This is a genomic window from Streptomyces sp. NBC_00461, from assembly GCF_036013935.1.
Classification (GTDB): domain Bacteria; phylum Actinomycetota; class Actinomycetes; order Streptomycetales; family Streptomycetaceae; genus Streptomyces.
Window position 1 is genome coordinate 3,472,156 of sequence record NZ_CP107902.1, and the last position, 20,314, is coordinate 3,492,469.

Sequence of the window (20,314 nt, forward strand, 5' to 3'; positions counted from 1 at the left end):
TTCACCGGAGGGGCCAGGTGTACGGGCCCTCCGGATCGTCCAGCCACGCCCACTCCCGGTCTTCGGCGACCGTGATGCCGTAGCGCTCGCGTTGCGGCTGTTTCTCGTGCTCCCACAGGGCGAACGCCTCCTGGGGGGCGAGGCTGCCGCGGGTCAGGGTGAGCAGGAAGCGGAACAGTTCGTGGTCCCTGGCCCGGCGTGGAATCGCATCGAGGTGTGACGGTTCCGGTTCGGGGCGGCTCTCGCCGCGCAGCGGCACGAAGTAGGCGGCCGTGTGGAGGAAGCGGCCCTCCCCGTGCCCGGGGTCCCGGACCGTCAGGGCGATCAGGCCGGTGGCCAGGGGCGCCAGGATGCGGGCGCCGGGGGTGCACTGGGCGAGCCAGGCGGGCGGGACCGAGGCCAGGGTGCAGGTCGCGATGATCCGGTCGAAGGGGGCGCGTGCGGGCACTCCACGGGCGCCGTCGCCGGTGACGACGGCCGGGTGGTGTCCGGCCGCGGCCAGGTGCCGGCGCGCCGACTCGGTGATCTCCGGCTCCAGATCGACGGTGGTGACCAGGTCGTCGTCGCCGAGCCGGTGCGCGAGCAGGGCCGCGTTGTAGCCGGTGCCGGCGCCGACCTCCAGCACCCTGTCGCCGTCCTCGACCCCCAGCTCGGCCAGCATCTTCGCCATCAGCGACGGCTGGCTGCTGGAGGAGACCAGCTCGCCGTCGCGCAGCCGCGTGGCCAGCGGAACGTCGGCGTAGGCACCGCGCACCCACCGCTCGCGCGCCCGCGGATCGGGACTCTCGCCCCAGCGCCGCTCATAGCCGCCGGTGACGCCGACGTAGTAGTACGGCACGAACAGATGGCGCGGGACCGCCTCGAACGCCGCCCGCCACACCGGGTCGTCGTCCCAGGCCCCGCTCGCGTCGATCTCCCGCACGAGCGCCGCCCGCGCCGAGACCGCGAGAGCGGCGAGAGCGGCGAGGCCCCTGTCGTTCCTGTCGAGTGCATGCGCGCCCATACGTCCACTGTGCTGCGGGACGGAGCGCGAGGCGAGCACCGGAGCCGGCCGATCCGGAATCGCCCCAGGCCTGGAGTCCTGGTCCGCCCGGTCTGAGAGCATGGACGGGTGAATGAGATTCGGCGCGGCACGCTTCAGGAGCAGACCTTCTACGAGCAGGTCGGCGGGGAGGAGACCTTCCGCCGCCTCGTCCACCGTTTCTACGAGGGTGTGGCCGAGGACCCGATCCTCAAGCCGATGTACCCCGAGGAGGACCTCGGCCCGGCCGAGGAGCGCCTCACGCTGTTCCTGATCCAGTACTGGGGCGGCCCGACGACGTACAGCGACAACCGCGGCCACCCCCGTCTGCGCATGCGCCACGTCCCCTTCACCGTGAACCGCGAGGCGCACGACGCCTGGCTGAAGCACATGCGGGTCGCCGTCGACGAGCTCGGCCTTGCCGCGGAGCACGAGCAGCAGCTGTGGAAATACCTGACCTACGCCGCCGCCTCGATGGTGAACACCCCGGACTGACCACCGGCCGTGCCCGCATGACGTGCGGATTCCGGTCGTACGACGCCGGAATCCGGTCACGATCCGGTCAAGCCGCGGGTACAAGCGCTTACCGGTGACCCGCCCCCTCTGACAACATCACCCGGAGGTCTGGACAACCACGGGGGGTTGGCGTGACGGCGTTCGGCGCGGTGGCACGGTTCGTCCTGTTACGTGCCCGCGCGCACCGCCTCCTGCTCGCCGCGGCGCTGCTCACCGTCCTGCTGACCACCGCCGTCCTGGCCACGTTCGCGGCCTACTCGGGCGCGATCGGCGACGCGTCCGTGCGCCACTCCCTGCGGAGCCCGCAGAACGCCGCCGACGCCGCGCTGATCGTCAAGGCGGATGTGCCGGCGGACCGGCGCGCGGCCGCCGGCACGGCCGTACGGGAGGGTGCGCGGCGGACGTTCGACGGACTGCCGGTGACCGTGCGGACCCTGGTGCGCTCGGGCCCGTACGGACTGCCGCGTTCGCTGCAGCCGCCGGCCGAGCGGTCCGGGGACCCCGATCTGACGTATGTCGCGGCGCTGGACCCGACGCAGGTGCGGATCGTCTCGGGACGAGCACCCCGCGAGGGCTCCGGCACCGCCGTCGAGGCGGCCCTCCCGCAGAGCGCCGCCCAGCGCCTCGGCCTGGGACCCGGCGCCCGCCTCACCCTCACCGACCGGCTCGGCGGCCCGAAGGTGCACGTCACGCTCACCGGCCTGTACCGGCCCGCGCAGGCGGACGCGCCCTACTGGCGGCTGGACGACCTGGGTGGCCGGGGCGTCAGGACGGTCGACTTCACGACGTACGGCCCACTGCTCGCCGCTCCAGGGGTCCTGACCGGTGGCAGGGTGAGCGCCGGCCCGTCCGGATGGCTGGCGGCGGCCGACTTCTCGACGCTGACGACCGCGCGGATCGGCGAGCTGCGCGAGGCGGCCGCCTCCGGAGGCGCGGCCCTGCGCAAGCGGCCCGAGCTGAGCGGCACGACGGCCGCGGGCACTCCCCTGCCCGAGGTCCTGGAACGCGTCGAACGCTCGCTGCTCGTCTCCCGCTCGACGCTGCTGATCGTCGCGTCGCAGCTCGCCCTGCTGGCCGGCTGTGCGCTGTTGCTGGTGGCCCGGCTGCTGAGCTCGGAACGGGCGGGCGAGGTCCGGCTGCTGCGGGCGCGCGGGGCCTCCCGTGCCCGGGTCGCGGCGCTCGCCGCCCTGGAGGCCCTGTTCCTCGCGGTGCCCGCGGTGGTCTGCGCACCCCTGCTGTCAGGACCGCTGACCCGGCTGCTGGCCGGGCAGGGGCCGCTGGCCCGTATCGGGCTGCACTTGGACGTGCCGGCCGGCGCTCGGCTCGGGGTGTGGCTGGTGGCGGCGGGGGTGGCGCTGGGGTGCGCGCTGGCGGTGACGCTGCCCGCGCTCACGGTCGAGGGGTTCGGCCCGGTCCGGGCCCGTACCCTGCCCGCTTCGGTGCGCGCGGGCGCGGACCTGGGCCTGCTCGCGGTGGCCGCCGTCGCGTACTGGCAGCTCGGTCGGCAGACGTCCGGCGCGGTGACCGGCGACCGGTCGGGCACCCTCGGCATCGACCCCTTGCTGGTCGCGGCGCCCGCGCTCGCGCTGCTCGCCGGCACGGTGCTGACCCTGCGGCTGCTGCCCCTGGTGGCGCGGCTCGCCGAGCGCCGGGCGGCCGGTGGGCGCGGGCTGACGGCGGCGCTGGCGGGCTGGCAGCTGAGCCGTCGCCCGATGCGCGGGGCGGGACCGGTGCTGCTGCTGGTCCTCGCCGTCGCGCTCGGCATGCTGGCCATCGGACAGGGCGCCTCCTGGAGCCGCTCGCAGAACGACCAGGCGGACTTCGCCGCGGGCGCGCCGGTCCGCGTCCTCGCCGAGGGCGGCGGCGGCCTCGGGAGCACGGACAGGTACGCGGACCTTGCGCACGTACGGGAGGCGGCCCCGGTCCTCCGTACGGAACTGCCGCTGTCCGGCGACCGTACGGCGGCGCTGCTGGCGGTGGACACCACGCACGCGTCGGACACGGTGCTCATGCGCCGGGACCTGGCCCCGCAGCCGGTACGGCCGCTGTTCGCGGCGCTGGGCCCGAAGGGGCCGACGGCCGGGGCGAAGGTGCCCGCGCACACCGCCCGGCTGCGGCTGACGGCGAGCCTGCGCAGTTCGTCGGGCCCGGGGGCGACGGCGGACGTGACGGCCACCCTCGAGGACGGGTACGGGACGCCGTACGCGGTGCCGGCGGGCGAACTCCCCTCCGACGGGCGGGCGCACACCCTGGACCTGCCCGTCTCCGAGGGAGCGCTGACGCTCACCGGTGTGCAGTTGGTGATGCCCCAGCCGATCGGCAAGCGCGAGCAACACCGGCTGCGACTGGGCGGGTTGACGGCAACCGGGGCGGACGGGACCGCGCGGAAGGTCCCCTTGCCGGCCACCTGGAAGGCGTCGGTGAGCAGTGACGGGCAGGTCTCGTCGCCGGACGGGAGGACCGACCCGACGAAGCCGGTCACGAGTTCGTCGGGGCCGCCCACGGTCGAGTACGGCACGGGGTACGTGCCGGTCGAGGACACCTGGGTCAGCGCGTCGCTCACGGTGCGGCTGCAGGTCGCGCAGCACCGGCCGCCGGAGATCACGGCGGTGGCGACCGACCGTTACCTCACGTCGGCGGGCGCGCGCACCGGCCAGCGGGTGGACGTGACGGTCGGCGGGCGGAGCGTGCCGGTGCGGATCGTGGGTGCGGTACGGGAGTTGCCGACCACGGGGGACGCGGACGGGGGCGCCGTGCTGGTCGATCTGCGGTCCGTGAACCGGGTGCTGGAGGCCCGGTACGGGGAGGGCGTCACGCCCACGGAATGGTGGCTGCGGACCGGACCCGGCGATTCGGCCGACGTCGCGGCGGCCCTGCGGGCGTTGCCGGATCTCGATCCTGCGCAGGTCGTGGTGCGGGACGAGACGGCCGCGCAGTTGCGGGACGACCCGTTCGGGGCAGGCCCGGAGGCGGCGTTCGCGGCGGCGGCCGGGGTGGCCGCGGCGCTGGCCGCGGTCGGCTTCGCGGTGAGCGCGGCGGGGTCCCTGCGGGAGCGGGGCGCCGAACTGGCGGTGCTGCGGGCCCTGGGCGCCCCGCGCCGCCGCCTTGCCCGCATGATCGCCGTCGAGCAGGGTGTGCTGGTGGCGCTCGCGCTGGTGGTGGGCGCGGCTCTGGGGACGGTGCTGACCCGCGCGGTGATCCCACTGATCGTGCTGACCGCACAGGCCACACGTCCCGTCCCGCGGGTGCTGGTCGAACTGCCGGTCCTGCACGTGGCCGTACTCCTGGCGGCGGTGGCCCTGACACCGTTGCTCGTGACGGCGGGTCTGGCGGTACGGCGCGGGCACCCGGTGGCGTCGCTGCGGGAGCAGGGGGGTGAGTGACGTGAGCCAGCTGCCGGCTGCCCGGATCAGTGCGCGTCTCAGGATCCGTGCGCGCCTCCGGATTTGTGCGCGCCTCCGGATTTGTGCGCGCCTACGCCTCTCCGGTGGCGTTCCTGCGGGAGACAGGGGACGAGGGGCATGAACCCGATACCGGCCCCATGGATCCGCACCCGCCTGCGCGCCGCCCCCGGTGCCGCCTGGGCGCTGGCGCTGCTCGTGGCGCTGACCGCCTGTCTCGCGGGCGCGTTCCCGCGGGCGGTCGACCGGTACGAGGACGCCGGTCTGCGCCGGGCCGTGGAGCGGACGCGGCCCGCGAGCACCAGCGTGAACGTCTGGGCCCAGCGGCCCGGCCTCCTCATGTCGCAGGAGGAGCGCGAGGAGGCGCTGCGCCCCGGCACGCTCGGCGCCCAGAACGCGAAGGTCCTCGCCGCCGTACCGCGGCCGCTCGTCGCCGATCCCGGTCAGTCGACGTACGGGGTGCGCACCGCCATGCCCCTGGCGGCACCGGAACGTTGGCTGCCCCGGCCAAGCGGTCTGCCGCCGCAGCTCACCCTCTCCACGCAAGCCGGACTGGCCGATCACGCGACGGTACGCGAGGGACGCCTGCCCCGCGCCGACGGCCGGGTCACCGCCGCCACACCCGAGGTGGAGGCCGCCGTCACCGCGGAGACCGCCAAGAGCCTGCACATCGAGGTCGGTTCGGTCGTCCATCTCCCCGGCGTGGAACGTGCCCCGCTCGCCGTCCGCGTCACCGGCGTCGTCGCCCCCCGCGACCCCGACGGCCCTTACTGGGCCACCCAGCCCCTTCTGCGCAGCCCCAGCCTGGTCCTGACGCCGGGGTCGGGCGCCGACGGCGACAAGTACTGGCGCGCCGCCCTGCTGCTTGCTCCCGAGGCGGCCCCGGCGATGCTGGGCACCCCCGGAAACCCTTGGCGTTACTGGCAGTTGGCCCCCTCGATGGCCGCCCTCCACGCCTACGAGGCGGACGGTCTGAAGTCCGCCGTCGCCTCCCTGGAGGCCGGTCCGGCCCTGCGGAAGGTCCGCACACTGACCGACCCGTCCACGGTCGTCGACACCGACCTGGACGACGTACTGAGCGGCTTCACGGAGCTGCGCGGTGGCGTCCGCCCACTCACGGCCGTCGCCGCGTTCGGTACCGGCACGGTCGCCGCAGTCGTCCTGCTGATGGCGGGCGGCCTCACCGCCGACCGACGCCGCGCCGAACTCGCCCTGCTGCGCGCCCGCGGCGCCTCCTTGCGCGGTCTGGCGGGCCGTCTGCTCGCCGAGACCGCGGTCATCGCGCTGCCCGCGGGAGCACTGGGCCTGGGGATCGCGCTGCTCGCGCTCCCCGGCGGCCGCGCGTTCTACGCGATCACGGCGGCGGCGACGGTCACGGCGGTCGCCTGCGCGGCCCTGCCCCTGCGGGCGGCCGTCGCTCACCGTACCGTCCGGATCCACGGCGGCCGAGGGGACGTGGCATCCGTACGACCGTCCAGGCGCCGTACGGTCGCGGAGCTGACCCTGGTCGTCGTGGCGCTGGGCGCGGTCGAGACCCTGCGCAGACGGGGCGCGTCGGGCGATCAACTGACGTCACTCGCACCGGTGTTGGTGGGAGTGACGGCGACTCTGCTCCTGGTCCGCCTCTATCCCCTCCCCCTGCGCGGCCTGAGCCGTCCTGCCGCCCGCCTGCGGGGTGCGGTGGGGCATCTCTCGCTGGCCCGGGCGGGCCGTACGTCCGCTTCCGCGGTCCTGCCCCTGCTGGCGCTGTTGACCGCCCTCACCACGGCGGCCTTCGGCGGCTCGGTCCTGGCCGGTGTGCGTGAGGCCCGCGACCAGGCAGCCCTCCTCACAGTCGGCGCCGACGCCCGTATCGAGGCGACGGCCCCGCTGCCGTCGGGCCTGCCGGACCGGATCCGCCGGACGCCCGGCGTGCGGGAGGTGACGGCGGTGAGCATCATGTACCAGGCCAGGCCGACCGATCTCAGCCAGTCGGTACCGGTGGCGGGCGTGGAGCCGCAGGACTACGCGGAGTTGGCGGGCCGCACCGGCATCGGCCCCTTCGGAGCGGACGAGTTGAAGAGACGGACCGCCCACGGCCCCCTCTCGGCGCTCGCCTCTCCGACGGCCGCCAGGACCTACGGCACCCGGCCCTTCCCCGTGCTCCTGGAGGACGGCACCACGATCACCGTCCGCATCACCGTTGTCCGGGACCGTACGCCCGCCGTCGCGGGCGACAACTTCCTGGTCGTGGACCGCGCCGGCCTGAACGCGTCCGCGTCCCGCCCCACCGCACTGCTGCTGACCGGCACCCGGCTGGACCGGGCGGCGCTGCGCGGGGCCGCGCCCGACTCGGCGGACGTACAACTGCGTTCGGAGGAACGCGCCCGCTACGCCGACTCGCCCCTCCAGACCGGCGCCGAGCGTGTCTATGCGGCGGCGGGCGCGGCGGGCGCGGGCTACGCCGTACTGGCCCTGCTGCTGTCCCTCCTGCGCGCGGCGCCCGAACGCACCGCGCTCCTCGCCCGTCTGCGCACGATGGGCCTGACCCGCGCGCAGGGCCGCCGGCTGCTGGTCCTGGAGTCGCTGCCACAGGCCGGACTGGCCGCGGCAGGGGGTGCGTTGACGGGCTGGGCGACGATTCGGCTGCTGTCGCCGGGAATCGACCTGACGACGATCGCGCTGGCGTCGAGGCAGGCTCCCGCGGGCGAAGCGGTGTTGCGCACGGACGCACTGTCACTGGCGGTACCGGCGGTGGCGATCGTGCTGGTGACGGTCGCCACCGCCGGCGTACAGGCGTGGTGGACGGGACGGCGGGGAGCCGCCCCGGAGTTGCGGGCGGGGGATGCGCGATGAATCATGCGGCGACCGCCCGGGGACCAGCTGTGGACATGTGCCGAGGAGAGTTTCGATGACGACGACGAACCCGACCCTCGCCGACCTCGCCCAGCGTGCCACGGAACACCGCGACCGCCCCGCCTACGGCCATGACGCCCTGATCACCTGCGACCGGCTGGTCCGCATCTTCACCACGGACGGCATCGAGGTCCAGGCCCTGCAGGGCCTCGACCTCCTGGTCCGCGAGGGCGAACTCATGGCCTTGGTGGGCGCGTCGGGCAGCGGCAAGTCCACGCTGATGAACATCCTCGCGGGCCTGGACACCCCCACCGCCGGCGCCGCCCGCGTGGCCGGCCGCGACCTGCTCACGATGACCGCGAAGGACCGTCTGGCCTACCGCCGCACCACCGTCGGCTTCGTCTGGCAGCAGACCTCCCGAAATCTCCTCCCCTATCTCACCGCCGCCCAGAACATCGCCCTCCCCCTGCAGATGACGGGCGCCCGCAGGCGCCGGTCGCAGTCCGAACGCGCCCTGGAACTACTGGAGTTGCTGGACGTGGCCGACTGCCGGGACCGCCGCCCGCACCAGATGTCCGGCGGTCAGCAGCAGCGCGTCGCCATCGCCGTGGCCCTCGCCAACAACCCCGCGGTCCTGCTCGCCGACGAACCCACCGGCGAACTCGACTCGCACACCGCCGAGCAGGTCTTCGCCGCCTTCCGCACGGCGAACGAGCGCCTCGGCACCACCATCGTCATCGTGACCCACGACCAGGCGGTCGCCGGCGAGGTCCGCCGCACGGTCGCCATCCGCGACGGCCGCACCTCCACGGAGGTCCTGCGCCGGAGCGAGGTCGACGAGACGACCGGCGACGAGAGGGTGGTCGCCCGCGAGTACGCCATGCTCGACCGCGCCGGCCGCCTCCAGCTCCCCGCCGAGTACACCGAGGCACTCGGTATGCGCGACCGCGTGGCCCTGGAACTGGCCCCGGACCACATCGCCGTACGACCGGACGACAGCGAACGCGCGTGACGGCTGCGGGAGTTCAGCAGACCGCTGAAGTTCAGGGGAGTTGGAGTTCAGCGGACGCTGACGGCCAGTGCCCCAAGTCCCGCCCGCCGTACGGCGATCGACCCGAACGGCGTGCGCAGCCGTAGCCACGCGCCCGACGAGAACAACGCCTGGCCGCCCGCACCGTGCGGGGACCGTAGGAAGCCGAGCGACTGTGCCGCGTGCGCGGCCCGCACCGGGAGCGGGGTGTCGCCGACGGTCCGGGACCAGATCTCCCCTCCGATACGGTCGAGTTCGGCCCGCGTACGCTGCTCCGGCGCCAACTCCTGCGTACGGGACCGGAATTCGGCGACCGCCGCACCGACCATCGCCCGCAGGGCGTCCGGCGCCGGGAGCCCCGGCTCGGCACGCCAGCCACCGCGCGGCGGCAGCACCCCGGCCCACGGCGGGCCGGTCACCGCGGCCGGCACGGCGGCCGTTGCGGCCGACTCGTCGACCGACTCCAGGAGTTCACCGGCGGACACGGTCACATCGAGCGTGACGTCCAGCCCGTCCTCGTACGGCTTGGCGAGGCGGACCGCCCGGATCGCCAGCACCTCGAAGGACGGCGGCCGCCCGAAGACGGCGAGCGCGGTACCGGCCGCCTGCAGCCGCACCGCCGCCGAACGGTCGTAATGGATCAGCCGGGAGAGGAAGGCCGCGAGGTCCGCCGCCTCCCCTTCGTCGGCGAGGTGGAGCACCGTCATGCGGCGACGGCCTCCTCCTCGTTCTCGTCCCGGTATCCCTCCAGGAACTCCCGCTCCTCGGAGGTGATCCTGCGTGGCCGCTGTGTCTCGAAGTCGAACGGCACGACCACGGTGCACGCCCGTACATAGACCAGGTCGTCGTCCTTCACCTCGTAGGTGATGGTGAAGGACGCCGCCCTGACCTCGGTGATCCACAGCTCGACGTCCACGGGGTGGTGCCGGTGGACCAGCTGCCGCTTGTAGTCGATCTCGTGGCGCGCCACCACGGACCCCTGCTTGAAGTCCTTCTCCGGGCGGAACAGGAAATCGATACGGGCTTCTTCCAGGTAGCGGATGAAGACCGCGTTGTTGACGTGGCCGTACGCGTCCATGTCCGACCAACGCAGGGGGCAACGGTAGATGTGGCGCAAGATCGATCAGCCCCGGGTCAGCTTCTTGTACGTGGCACGGTGCGGACGCGCGGCGTCCGGCCCCAGCCGCTCGACCTTGTTCTTCTCGTACGACTCGAAGTTGCCCTCGAACCAGAACCACTTGGAGTCACCCTCGTAGGCGAGGATGTGCGTGGCGACTCGGTCCAGGAACCACCGGTCGTGGGAGACGACCACGGCCGCGCCCGGGAACTCGAGCAGCGCGTTCTCCAGCGAGGACAGGGTCTCGACGTCGAGGTCGTTCGTCGGCTCGTCGAGGAGCAGCAGGTTGCCGCCCTGCTTGAGGGTGAGCGCCAGGTTGAGGCGGTTGCGCTCACCACCGGAGAGGACTCCGGCCGGCTTCTGCTGGTCGGGACCCTTGAATCCGAAGGCCGAGACATAGGCGCGGCTCGGCATCTCGACCTGGCCGACGTTGATGTAGTCGAGCTCGTCACTCACGACGGCCCACAGCGACTTCTTCGGGTCGATGTTCTCGCGGCTCTGGTCGACGTACGAGATCTTGACGGTCTCGCCGACCTTGATCGAACCGGAGTCGGGCGTCTCCAGCCCCTGGATCATCTTGAAGAGGGTGGTCTTGCCGGCGCCGTTCGGGCCGATGACACCGACGATGCCGTTACGCGGGAGCGTGAAGCTCAGGTCATCGATGAGGACCTTGTCCCCGAAGGCCTTGCTGAGGTTGTTGACCTCGACGACCACGCTGCCCAGCCGCGGGCCCGGCGGGATCTGGATCTCCTCGAAGTCCAGCTTCCGCATCTTGTCCGCCTCGGCGGCCATCTCCTCGTAGCGGGACAGACGCGCCTTCGACTTGGCCTGCCGGCCTTTGGCGTTGGAGCGAACCCAGTCGAGCTCTTCCTTGAGCCTCTTGGCGCGCTTGGCGTCCTTCTGCCCCTCGACCTTGAGGCGGGAGGCCTTCTTGTCGAGGTACGTGGAGTAGTTGCCCTCGTACGGGTGGGCGCGGCCGCGGTCCAGTTCGAGGATCCACTCGGCGACGTTGTCCAGGAAGTACCGGTCGTGGGTGACGGCGACGACGGTGCCCGCGTACTTCGCCAGGTGCTGCTCCAGCCACTGCACGGACTCGGCGTCCAGGTGGTTGGTGGGCTCGTCGAGCAGCAGCAGGTCGGGGGCTTCCAGGAGCAGCTTGCAGAGCGCGACGCGACGGCGCTCACCACCGGAGAGGTTGGTGACGGGCCAGTCGCCGGGCGGGCAGCCCAGGGCGTCCATGGCCTGCTCCAGCTGCGTGTCCAGGTCCCACGCGTTGGCGTGGTCCAGGTCGTCCTGGAGCTTGCCCATCTCCTCCATGAGCGCGTCCGAGTAGTCGGTCGCCATCAGCTCGGCGACCTCGTTGAAGCGCTTGAGCTTGCCCATGATCTCGGCGGCGCCGTCCTGCACGTTCTCCAGGACCGTCTTGGACTCGTCCAGCGGCGGCTCCTGGAGGAGCATGCCGACGGAGTAGCCGGGCGACAGGAAGGCGTCCCCGTTGGACGGCTGCTCCAGCCCGGCCATGATCTTGAGAACGGTGGACTTACCGGCACCGTTAGGACCGACCACACCGATCTTCGCGCCGGGCAGGAAGCTCAGCGTCACGTCGTCAAGGATCACCTTGTCGCCGTGCGCCTTACGCGTCTTGCGCATGGTGTAGATGTACTCAGCCAAGAGAAACCGTCCGGCAGCTTGAATTCTGGCAGTGGGCAGATACACCCCATCTTGCCTGACGGCCAGCCCTCGGGGGAAACGCGTATGGCCGGGGGGCTCTGAACTGGGGGTTCGCTGCTGGCGGCTGCGGCTCGACTGTCACTGTCGGTCGTCGTCGAGTGGCCTCGGGGGGCGTCGGACGGCCCAGGGACGGCCCAGGCTTGATCGGTACAGGTCTCGCGCCCGGTCAACGGGAGGCACTTCGACCACCCGTCTGCTGCTCAGCCGACGAACCCCGGCGCTGTGGGACTCAGCAGGTCTACCACCCCTGCCACCGAAGTAGAAGCAGCCTTATAAATCCAACTACATTCGCGCGATTGATATGCCACAATCATGCAATGGTGATCAGAATAAACGAAACAAGTCGAACACTTAGTTTCGATGGTGTCGAGATCGAACCTTGCGGCCTCGGATATTTGTACGAGTACGAAGAATGCAAGGAAATCAATCTGCCCGGACTCCGGCGCGCAATTGCCAAGCTGGAAGGGAAAAAGATACCGCCACTCAATACCAAGCCGACAACCTTAGGGGAAAACGCCGTCACGCCCGAAAGGGAGGCTGCACTACTAGAAGGCACGACCGGGAATGTGACATTCTGCCTACGCGGCAACATCAGGCCAGAGTTCATTACAATAGATGTAAACAACTCGGGAGACCTTATCGCCTCTTTCTTCATTCCTTGCGAGATAGATGATCCATCTTACGCAACCGAATCCTTTTCTCCTCACCTTGCAATTCGAGGCGCCCGCCTCATCCAGTGTAAATACTGGGATGACCCTGGCCCAGGAATCCCGTCGGGATGGGACATTGACATCCTTCTCCCTCGCACTAGGAGTCTACTTTCGAGTGTTCGCGAGTTGGCCGTAACACTCGCTAGGTCAGCAGGGATGACACCTGGCGCCCCGATGGGACCCGAGTTCGCAGCGGGCCTTTGCCATGGCGGTGCGCCCGACTCACTTGTGGGACTTGAGGAGTCAGACTGGCTAGAAGTGAAGTCTCAGGGCTATGACCTGGACAACATCAAAGACAAGATTGAGCTTGCCCAAGATGTTTCACGTTTCGCCAATAGCGAGACAGGAGGAATTCTCGCCATTGGCTACAGGACTAAGAAGAACCGGAATGGTGAGGTGATCTCCAAATGCACGCCCATCCCCGAGAGGTTTGCACAAGCTGTTCGCTACCGGGCAGTCATCGACAGTCGCATATTCCCGCCAATTGATGGGCTTAAAATCCGAGCTTCTCCGCATGATGGAGGGTGGGTACTGACCGTGTTTGTCCCATCACAGGCAGAGGAGAATAAGCCATTCTTGGTCCACGGCGCGATTGTCGGCGGAAAGGTGGAAGGAGCTTTCATTTCGATCGTTAGGCGGCGAGGGGAAGCTTCAATTCCAATTACAGGGCCAGCAATTCACAGCATGCTGGCCGCCGGACGGTCAATATTGCACCGTAAGGACATTGGCCAGTAGTAGGTGCGCTGCTTAGCGAGGTCGGCGGAGCGGCTTTGGGCTGGAGCTGCTTTGGGGCGAGTGATCATGGCCCCGTAAGCTTCCGGCGAGTCGGGCAGTCTGTGGACCTGCCCGTTAAAGCACGACGTTGGGGCCATGATCTTCGAGGCTCGCCCCAAAGTGGCTGCCTAAAGCCGTGGAGCCGACCGCCCCAGCCACAGAGGGTGTCTCCCAACTTCTGCCCGCAGCTCGCGAGCGCGCCGCCGGGCGCGGCCAGCCGGGGCGAAGACAGGAGGCAGGCCGCGCCGCAGAGGCGGCGCGCGCCCGCGCCGTGCGCGGGCCTTGAATCTGTAGAGAAGGTTGAACTCAGCCGGTCTATTGGGGCGTGTCATGTCTCGGTTAGTTGGTCTGCGGCTTCACAGATGCTTGGCACCGCTTGCCTCGGCTTCGCCTCGCCCGTTGTGAACCACATGGTTGTGCCGGACGCCGTTGGTGAGCCGGCGCCCGCTCCCTACTACGTCAGAACGGAGGGGCGCTAGTCCGCATGCGGGGCGCCCGTGCCGCTCGTAGGCTGATGTTGCTCGGGGTTCTTGCGGAGGTCTGCCATGCCCCGAACGATCTGGAGTGGTGCGATCAGCTTCGGTCTCGTGACGGTGCCGATCAACGTCCAGAGTGCCACCGAGGATCATTCGATCCGCTTCCACCAGTACCACCTGGAAGACATGGGCCGGGTGCGGGTGAAGAAGGTGTGCGAGCTGGAGGACCGTGAGGTCACTCAGTCGGAGATCGGCAAGGGCTACGAGTACGCCAAGGACCAGGTCGTCGCCATCAGCGATACCGATCTGCGGGAGCTCCCGCTGCCGACGGCGAAGGCCATCGAGATCGAAGCTTTCGTGCCCCTCGACAGCATCGACCCGATCCGGATCAGTGAGGGCTACTACCTGGCGCCGGACGGGCAGGTCGCAGCGAAGCCGTACAAGCTGCTGGTACAGGCGCTGGGCCGGTCATCCAAGGTGGCTGTGGCGAAGTACGCGTGGTCGGGGCGGGAACGCCTGGGCCTGCTGCGGGTGAAGGATGACGTGATCGTGCTGCACGCGATGCGCTGGCCGGACGAGATCCGCGATCCCGCCGAGCTGCTGCCGCCGCCAACTGAGGTGTCGGACGGGGAGATCGAGGGCGCGCTTGCACTGATGGAGTCCATGAGCCGCGACGATCTGACGGGGCCGGAGTTCGAGGATGCCTACACCGACGCCATGGCGAAGATCATTGAAGCGAAGCGGGAACACCGCGAGCTGCCGGACGCTCCGGAGCCTCAGGAGACGGGCAAGGTACTTGACCTCATGGCCGCCCTGAACGAGTCCGTCCAGCAGGCCAGGGCTTCCCGCGGCGAGGACGCCGACGTGCACGAGCTGCCGAAGAAGAAGACCGCTGCCAAGAAGCAGCCGGCGAAGAAGGCAGCGGCGAAGACCACGAAGAAGGCTGCCGCGAAGAAGACGGCAAGGCGACCACGCAGTGCCTAGTCCAACATCCCCAGGGCCGTGTCTGGCTGGCACTGCCGACAGGCCTTGACTCCGTCGGCGAGCGCTCTGCGGGCCTGGTCCCGGTTGATGGCCCGGCTGCGCTTGCCCGCCATCCAGCAGTCCCCCACGTGCACGAACACGGGCGGGGCATGCCGGTTGAGCCCCACTTCGAGCAGCCACTCCGGCGCCGGCGGGCGCGCTTGGACGCCGCGCTGTCGCTCGGCTTCGTGCCGCTCTTCGTCGGCGATCCACCGGCGGGTGCGGGCAAGGTCCCGCTCCTGCACGCGCTCCAGGAAACGGAGCAGCGCGAGTCTCGACGGAGCTAGATCGTTCACATGTTCGATTCTAGACAGTAGGCTTCCGCCTGCACATCGAGGGAGGCCACGTGCGAGACCGGATCGACCTGGGCGAGCTGCTGCGTCAGCAGCATCGGGCGGCCTCCAGTGCCACGATCACGATCGCAGGATCGCCGTAGTACGTAACGCACGGTTCATCCCTCCCTGGAGCCACGAAGCGGGTGCGGTATCGCTGGAGGTCGCTCTCTGAGAAGTAGATCGAGTTGGGATCGTGTGCGTGGGCTTCGTTGCGCTTGCTGATCCTCGCCCAAAGGTCATCGTGACTGGCGGCGAGATAGACCAGTACAGGGGTGGCGCCGGCGTCGGTCGCGACGGCTCGCCATCTAGCCCGATCTTCCGGGGTCCAAAAGCCGTGGTCGACGACGACGTCATGTCCGGCCTTGAGCTGTTCCCTGAGTTCAACCGCCATGTCTTCGAGCACCGGCCGTTCAAGGGTCGGGAACGTGCCTCGCGGGAAGTCGACTCCGTAGACGCCATGCCTGCGGTACATCTCTTCATCCGGGCACAGACGAACGAACCCGCGATCCGTGAGGGCGCGGGAAAGGGTGGTCTTGCCGGAGCCGGGTAGTCCGGCCATCAGGACGCAGAAGGGTGGACGTGGTGACATCGGTCTCGTCATGGTCTGGGAGATGGCGGCGATCTCCGCTTCGCCTCCGAGCGTGATCGTGCCAGCCCTGCGCGCCGCAAGCAGTGACCCTAGGCGTTCTTCGAGCACGCTCGCGAGCGTGTCATCGATCACCGTCATGGGGTGACCTCCGACTCCGTGCGCCATGTGCGGCCCGGGCCTCCGAGGTCCACGCCGTATTCCACGATGTTTCCCTCGCTGTCCACGAACTTTGCCGTCATCACGACCACCGGTTCCGTCGGCAGGTGTGCGGGGTCCAGCTCCAAGAGCTGTGCGTACTCCGGCGTCAGCAGGCGCGCTGAGGCTGTGTCGATGCGGTGACTGATCGGGTGGCCGGTCACCTGGGCGATGAGCTGGAGCGAGGTTCCCCCGGTCAGCCGCTCGCTCTCTGCAAGCTGCGGAATCAGCTTCGCGTAGCGGGCGGGAATCCATGACGTGCTGTGGGCCACGATGCCGTGCCGGTCTCGGTAGACCCGGCTTCGGCGGATCACGTCGGAGCCGGGCTGAATGTCCAGCGCTTGGGCTACTTCAGCAGGTGCGGACACGATGGCTGCTTGATGCGAGTCGGACCTTTCGCCGTCCCCCCAACTGGATCCGGTACGGCGCCCCCGGTCCTGGCGCTGAGAACCGGAAGACATCGGAGCCGGCTGGTCCAGAACCTCCGTCCCGATCCCGTGGATCCCCCGCACGAGTCCCTCGTTGCGCAGCTTCCGCAAGGCCTTCTCAGCGGTCGCGGTGCTCACTCTCCACTCTTCCGAGAGGTTCTTGATGCTCGGCAAGAGGGTTCCTGGCTCTAGCTGGCCAGACGTAATCAGCTCTGCGTAGTGGGCGGCAATCTTCGCGTACGGGGCCCGATTGTCGGCCTGGCCTGCCATGTCGTCTGCTCCTTGTCGTCACATCCCTGAGGTTCCCTACCTTACCGCTTGACACCGCAGGGAACCCTAGGGAACCTTAGGGATGTGCCCGCCGGTCGCTTCGGGGAGCGGCGGTCGCTGAACCTCGGCACACCTGTGTTCAAAACGGGCGTGAACCGGGGGTTGCGCCAACGCCCGGAGGGCTCCGTGAAACGGGCTCGAAGGAAGCGATAGCCGCTTGAGAACTCAACAGAGGGCTGATGAGGAAGACCGCCCCACCTCTGCGAGCAAGAGGGCGGCGTGCGCGGGTTCTGTCCCTGCGTGCGAGTACGGCGCCATTCGACCTTTTCGCAGCTCAAGGGCTGCGGCCGGTTGCCTCCGCTGCTCGTCTTTGACGAGCAGCGCTGAGGGGAGCCGGGTCTACCGACTTCAACCGTCTTGAGAGGACACCGCATGTTCGGCACTCGCCATCAGTTTTCCGTCTGGCCCGCCCGAGGCGGCCGCAAGGTCCAGTACCGCTGCAGCTGCGGCGCCACGGGCTACGAGACCGTCAGCGACGCCCGTGCCCGGCAGATGGGCAACGAGCACGTCGCCCGGGCCAAGGCCAGGGCCAAGAACCGCAAGGGCCTGTTCCAGAGCTGATCCACCGCACAACGGCGCGCGCCCCCGGAGCTGGAACTCCGGGGGCGCTGTTCGGGCCGTTTCCACCTAGCAGGGAGACCACGACCCAATGAGCCACATCGTCACTGTTCAGGAAGCTGTTACCGCGTTCGCCGACTTCATGGAGCCGACGGCCGCTGAGCTGGACGCGATCGAGCGGGAGATGCCGCTGATCCTGGCGGACGTCGACCTGATCGACGCGCAGATCATCACCCTGGACCGCACCCCGAACGAGCTGGACGCCCGCCGTATCCGCCGCGCCCGCCGTCGGGTGCTGGCCGAGCGGCGCGCGCTGGCCAACCGCACCTCTGGTGCGACGGGCGGTGCGGCATGACCGGCCGGACCCCGAACCCGAAGGGCTTCGCCCTGGCCCTGGTCTTCACGGGCATCGTCATCGCGACCACCGCGTCCCTGGCCGCCCTCGTCACGGGCAACCACCGGCTGATGGGCATCGCCGCCGCCGGTTTCGCCCTCCAGCTCGCCGGATGGACGCGCAACGGCCGCCGGAACGGGGGCCAGGCATGACCACCGATCCGAAGCTGGCCGCCGCGCACGCGGAGGTGAAGGCGGAGATCGCGCGGACCGACAACAAGACCGCGCTGCTGCTGGCGTTCGTCGGCGCGGTCCTGGCCGGCGCCTGGAGCATCGCCCGCGACCTGCCCCTGAACCCGGCCGCCGGGTGCGCGGGCGGTGTCGGGATGGCGCTGCTGGTCGCGGCGGCCGGATTGCTGCTGCGCTCGGTACGCCCCAACCTGCGCGGCCGGCACGGCTTCCCGCTGTGGGCCACCCTCACCGCCGACGAGATCACCGCCACCGTCAACGGCGGCGACCTGGCCGCCGACGTCGCGGGCCTGTCCCGCCTCGCGGTCACCAAGTTCACCTGCCTGCGCCGCGCGGTCGACCTCACCCTGACCGGCGGCGCCCTGCTCGTCCTCGCCCTCCTGCTCACCGCCGGAGGCGCCTGATGAACCGCACCGAACTGACGAAGGCTCAAAAGGGTGTGCTGACGACCGCGTTCGTGCCGATGCTGGCCACGGGCGTGATCGGCGGGATCGGCACCTACAGCAACATCGGCCGCGCCTACGGCAAGGGCACCGCACTCGGGGCGCTCGCCGCAGGCGAGGGCGCCACCGCCGTGCTCGCCCTGGTCCTGCTCGGGCTGACCATGCTGGGCCAGTCCTCCCCGTCCGTGGTGCGCATGGGCCTGTGGGCGCTACCGGCCGCCGCGTCCGCCATGGGCGCGATGGCCGCACCCGACCCCGGCCGCACCGTCATCTACGCCCTGACCCCGATGGGCATGTCCGTGTCGGCGGAGGGCATGGCCTTCCTCGCCCGCCGGATCGTCGTGCACACCGACGGCCGCGACGCGGAGCACGAGCGACGCACTGCCGACATCGTGCAGGCCCTCGCCTACCACCGCGCCCGCGCCACCCACCACCCCAGCGATCGGGTCAAGTGGTGGTCGGAGCGCAAGTCGTGGCGTCTGGCCCGCAAGGTCGGCGTCGGCGACGTGGCGCTGGGATCGAGGCTGCTGGACGTCCAGCGCGACCGCGTCACCGCCGGAGCCGATGCCGCACTCGGGTCGATGTTCGGCACTCTCGACCCGACTCCCGCCTCGATCGCAAATGCGGAGGAATCCACCGAGACCGTAAGGAAACGGTCTACGGCTGAGCTGGGGGAATCGACCCCGCCCCCGGCCGTGACGTTGACCCGGCTGACCGTGCCGGATCCGGTCGCGGTCGATGCGGGCAAGTCGATTCTTCCGCTCAAGTCGATGCCCGCGATTTACGCCCCGCTTCCGGCACCGGTGGTGGCGCCGGTGGGGCGGACCGTGGCGGCGGGATCGACCGCGCCGCGTCGGGCGACCGGCCGGATTCCCGAGGCGGCCCGATCGCCCCGGCCCAAGCGCACCCCCGAGCAGCTGCTCGACGAAGCACGGTCGGCGACGGCCGCTCTTGCGGACGCGAAGGTGACCGCTGAGGGCATCCGTCGCGCGATCCACACTTCACCGGCCAACGCCCGCAAGCTGCGTGACGCCCTGCTCGCCGAGCGCGCCACCGCCCTCGGGACGCCGTGATGGGGGCGCTGCCGGTGTTCCGGTGGCGCCTGGCACCGGACGGCTACGCCACCCGCCGCCAACTTCGGGCGCGTGATCTGCGCCCCGGTGGTCAACAGGTGGCCGCGCAGCTGGAACGGCCGCGCCGGCGTCGTGGGCCGCTGGTCGCCTACCTCTACCGGATCGACCTGGCCAAGCCGGTGCGGCCGATGACGCCGGCGCGGTGGGCGGCTTTGGCCAAGGCCAACACCGCCCGCCGTATCTGCCCCGAGTGCCGCCGCGATGCCGGATACACCATCCCCACCTCGCTCGGCATGTGCGTGACCTGCGCCTTTCCCGACAACTCCGACGCCTTGAGGAGTGCTTGACCATGGGCAAGCCCAACACCCGCCGCCTGGACCGCGAAATCCAGCTGACACAGCGCAAGTTGGCTGCGGTGCAAAACGAGGAGATGTGGCCGCTGAACGGCGAGGAGCGGCGCAAGGTCGCCCGCGCCATGGTCGGCGGCTCCTACCGCGTCGCGCGCGGCAAGAGCGCCGGCCGCGCCGAACGCGCCGCGGAAAGCGTCTGGAACACGGTGCTGATCCGGCTGACCGCCGAACTGAGCGCCCTGCAGAGCGAGCGGCAGCACATCGTCAACGACGCCGCCAAGGACAAGGCCGCCAAGAAGTCCTCGGGGTGGTGGTGACCATGGCCAGCACGAACACGCCTGCCGGCCAGTGCCCGCAGTGCTGGCAGCACGCCCACGACCGCAGCATCCACCGGCGCCTTGGCCCGCGTGAGGACTGCCCGCAGTGCGTGGACCACATGCACAACGGCCACCCCTACCTCGTGCCCAAGCCGAAGCGGAGTTGGTGGTGAGCGTGGACGGCCGTTGCCCCGCGGCTCACCCGGAAGACCCGACACCCTGCCTGGGCCCGGTCGTGGTGAGCGTGCTGGACGCGTTCAACGCCGGCGCCGAGGGGTGCGAGCACCACGGCGCCCGGCTGCTGGCCTCCCTCGACCGCGGCCGCGTCTACCCTCTCCCGGACGCCCCGCCCGGTGCGGCCATCCGCACGTTCACGGCCGCCGCCGCCCTGCGCCCGTTCTGCTGGGTCGACGGCCCGCGTACCGCACCGTCGCAGCTCAGTGACATCGCGTCAGCGGCCCGTCAGGGCCGCTGACGCGC

The 20,314-nt window shown here is 70.3% G+C and carries 22 protein-coding genes; 15 read left to right on the plus strand and 7 right to left on the minus strand.

All coding sequences use genetic code 11. The annotated features are described in order from the left end of the window. Position 1: 1 nt before the first annotated feature. On the minus strand, positions 2 to 1,003 hold the full coding sequence (locus tag OG870_RS16275; RefSeq protein WP_266584530.1) for a methyltransferase domain-containing protein: 1,002 nt from the start codon (positions 1,001 to 1,003) through the stop codon (positions 2 to 4). A gap of 108 nt (positions 1,004 to 1,111) precedes the next feature. Between OG870_RS16275 and OG870_RS16280 the strand changes: the two genes are divergently transcribed. From OG870_RS16280 to OG870_RS16295, 4 genes are all read left to right on the plus strand, one after another. Then, positions 1,112 to 1,516, plus strand: coding sequence for a globin (locus OG870_RS16280; protein WP_266514556.1), 405 nt, complete (start codon positions 1,112 to 1,114; stop codon positions 1,514 to 1,516). Positions 1,517 to 1,668: 152 nt separating this feature from the next. Continuing rightward, the gene (locus OG870_RS16285; RefSeq protein WP_327691008.1) at positions 1,669 to 4,920 is read left to right on the plus strand and encodes an ABC transporter permease; all 3,252 of its coding nucleotides are present in this window, start codon (positions 1,669 to 1,671) and stop codon (positions 4,918 to 4,920) included. 138 nt (positions 4,921 to 5,058) lie between these two features. Continuing rightward, positions 5,059 to 7,773 carry an FtsX-like permease family protein gene (locus OG870_RS16290; RefSeq protein WP_327691009.1) on the plus strand — a complete coding sequence of 905 codons (2,715 nt, stop codon included), beginning with the start codon at positions 5,059 to 5,061 and terminating at the stop codon, positions 7,771 to 7,773. Between the two features lie 55 nt (positions 7,774 to 7,828). Then, positions 7,829 to 8,785 carry an ABC transporter ATP-binding protein gene (locus tag OG870_RS16295; RefSeq protein WP_266584523.1) on the plus strand — a complete coding sequence of 319 codons (957 nt, stop codon included), beginning with the start codon at positions 7,829 to 7,831 and terminating at the stop codon, positions 8,783 to 8,785. A 47-nt stretch (positions 8,786 to 8,832) separates the two neighbouring features. Here the strand turns inward: OG870_RS16295 and OG870_RS16300 are convergent, their stop codons facing one another. Genes OG870_RS16300 through ettA form a run of 3 tightly spaced genes read right to left on the minus strand, consistent with a single transcriptional unit; the run spans position 8,833 to position 11,591 of the window. After that, on the minus strand, positions 8,833 to 9,510 hold the full coding sequence (locus tag OG870_RS16300; protein WP_266514564.1) for a hypothetical protein: 678 nt from the start codon (positions 9,508 to 9,510) through the stop codon (positions 8,833 to 8,835). Then, on the minus strand, positions 9,507 to 9,920 hold the full coding sequence (locus tag OG870_RS16305; RefSeq protein WP_266514567.1) for an acyl-CoA thioesterase: 414 nt from the start codon (positions 9,918 to 9,920) through the stop codon (positions 9,507 to 9,509). Before OG870_RS16305 ends, OG870_RS16300 begins: the two co-directional genes overlap by 4 nt. Before the next feature lie 6 nt (positions 9,921 to 9,926). Then, the gene (gene ettA, locus OG870_RS16310; protein WP_266514570.1) at positions 9,927 to 11,591 is read right to left on the minus strand and encodes an energy-dependent translational throttle protein EttA; all 1,665 of its coding nucleotides are present in this window, start codon (positions 11,589 to 11,591) and stop codon (positions 9,927 to 9,929) included. Positions 11,592 to 11,968: 377 nt separating this feature from the next. On the opposite strand from ettA, the gene OG870_RS16315 reads away from it, so the two are divergent. Continuing rightward, entirely contained in the window at positions 11,969 to 13,096 is a 1,128-nt protein-coding gene (locus OG870_RS16315) for an ATP-binding protein (RefSeq protein WP_327691010.1), read from the plus strand. 584 nt (positions 13,097 to 13,680) lie between these two features. Next, entirely contained in the window at positions 13,681 to 14,595 is a 915-nt protein-coding gene (ku, locus tag OG870_RS16320) for a non-homologous end joining protein Ku (protein WP_327691011.1), read from the plus strand. Here ku and OG870_RS16325 read toward each other — a convergent pair. The 3 genes from OG870_RS16325 to OG870_RS16335 all read right to left on the minus strand — a co-directional run bounded on the left by OG870_RS16325 (position 14,592) and on the right by OG870_RS16335 (position 16,451). After that, entirely contained in the window at positions 14,592 to 14,930 is a 339-nt protein-coding gene (locus OG870_RS16325; RefSeq protein WP_327691012.1) for a DUF6233 domain-containing protein, read from the minus strand. The genes ku and OG870_RS16325 overlap by 4 nt on opposite strands. Before the next feature lie 85 nt (positions 14,931 to 15,015). Continuing rightward, positions 15,016 to 15,696, minus strand: a complete 681-nt coding sequence (locus OG870_RS16330) for an AAA family ATPase (protein ID WP_327691013.1) — start codon at positions 15,694 to 15,696, stop codon at positions 15,016 to 15,018. Further along, on the minus strand, positions 15,693 to 16,451 hold the full coding sequence (locus tag OG870_RS16335) for a GntR family transcriptional regulator (protein ID WP_327691014.1): 759 nt from the start codon (positions 16,449 to 16,451) through the stop codon (positions 15,693 to 15,695). The genes OG870_RS16330 and OG870_RS16335 overlap by 4 nt, the downstream gene beginning before the upstream one ends. A gap of 432 nt (positions 16,452 to 16,883) precedes the next feature. On the opposite strand from OG870_RS16335, the gene OG870_RS16340 reads away from it, so the two are divergent. From OG870_RS16340 to OG870_RS16380, 9 genes are all read left to right on the plus strand, one after another. Further along, positions 16,884 to 17,072 (plus strand): hypothetical protein, encoded by a 189-nt coding sequence (locus tag OG870_RS16340; RefSeq protein ID WP_266517362.1) that lies wholly within the window; start codon positions 16,884 to 16,886, stop codon positions 17,070 to 17,072. 88 nt (positions 17,073 to 17,160) lie between these two features. Beyond that, positions 17,161 to 17,424, plus strand: a complete 264-nt coding sequence (locus tag OG870_RS16345; RefSeq protein WP_327691015.1) for a DUF6284 family protein — start codon at positions 17,161 to 17,163, stop codon at positions 17,422 to 17,424. Beyond that, positions 17,421 to 17,615 carry a hypothetical protein gene (locus OG870_RS16350; RefSeq protein WP_327691016.1) on the plus strand — a complete coding sequence of 65 codons (195 nt, stop codon included), beginning with the start codon at positions 17,421 to 17,423 and terminating at the stop codon, positions 17,613 to 17,615. The genes OG870_RS16345 and OG870_RS16350 overlap by 4 nt, the downstream gene beginning before the upstream one ends. Further along, positions 17,612 to 18,055, plus strand: a complete 444-nt coding sequence (locus tag OG870_RS16355; RefSeq protein WP_327691017.1) for a Pycsar system effector family protein — start codon at positions 17,612 to 17,614, stop codon at positions 18,053 to 18,055. Before OG870_RS16350 ends, OG870_RS16355 begins: the two co-directional genes overlap by 4 nt. Further along, positions 18,055 to 19,167 carry a conjugal transfer protein gene (locus tag OG870_RS16360; RefSeq protein ID WP_327691019.1) on the plus strand — a complete coding sequence of 371 codons (1,113 nt, stop codon included), beginning with the start codon at positions 18,055 to 18,057 and terminating at the stop codon, positions 19,165 to 19,167. The genes OG870_RS16355 and OG870_RS16360 overlap by 1 nt, the downstream gene beginning before the upstream one ends. After that, a complete protein-coding gene (locus OG870_RS16365) occupies positions 19,167 to 19,514 on the plus strand; it encodes an RRQRL motif-containing zinc-binding protein (RefSeq protein WP_327691020.1) in 348 nt (115 codons plus the stop codon). The genes OG870_RS16360 and OG870_RS16365 overlap by 1 nt, the downstream gene beginning before the upstream one ends. A gap of 2 nt (positions 19,515 to 19,516) precedes the next feature. Continuing rightward, complete coding sequence (locus OG870_RS16370) at positions 19,517 to 19,834, plus strand: hypothetical protein (RefSeq protein WP_266517345.1); 318 nt, start codon at positions 19,517 to 19,519, stop codon at positions 19,832 to 19,834. 2 nt (positions 19,835 to 19,836) lie between these two features. Beyond that, the gene (locus OG870_RS16375; protein ID WP_327691021.1) at positions 19,837 to 20,007 is read left to right on the plus strand and encodes a pRL2-8; all 171 of its coding nucleotides are present in this window, start codon (positions 19,837 to 19,839) and stop codon (positions 20,005 to 20,007) included. After that, the gene (locus tag OG870_RS16380; protein WP_327691022.1) at positions 20,004 to 20,309 is read left to right on the plus strand and encodes a hypothetical protein; all 306 of its coding nucleotides are present in this window, start codon (positions 20,004 to 20,006) and stop codon (positions 20,307 to 20,309) included. Before OG870_RS16375 ends, OG870_RS16380 begins: the two co-directional genes overlap by 4 nt. Positions 20,310 to 20,314: the final 5 nt, after the last annotated feature.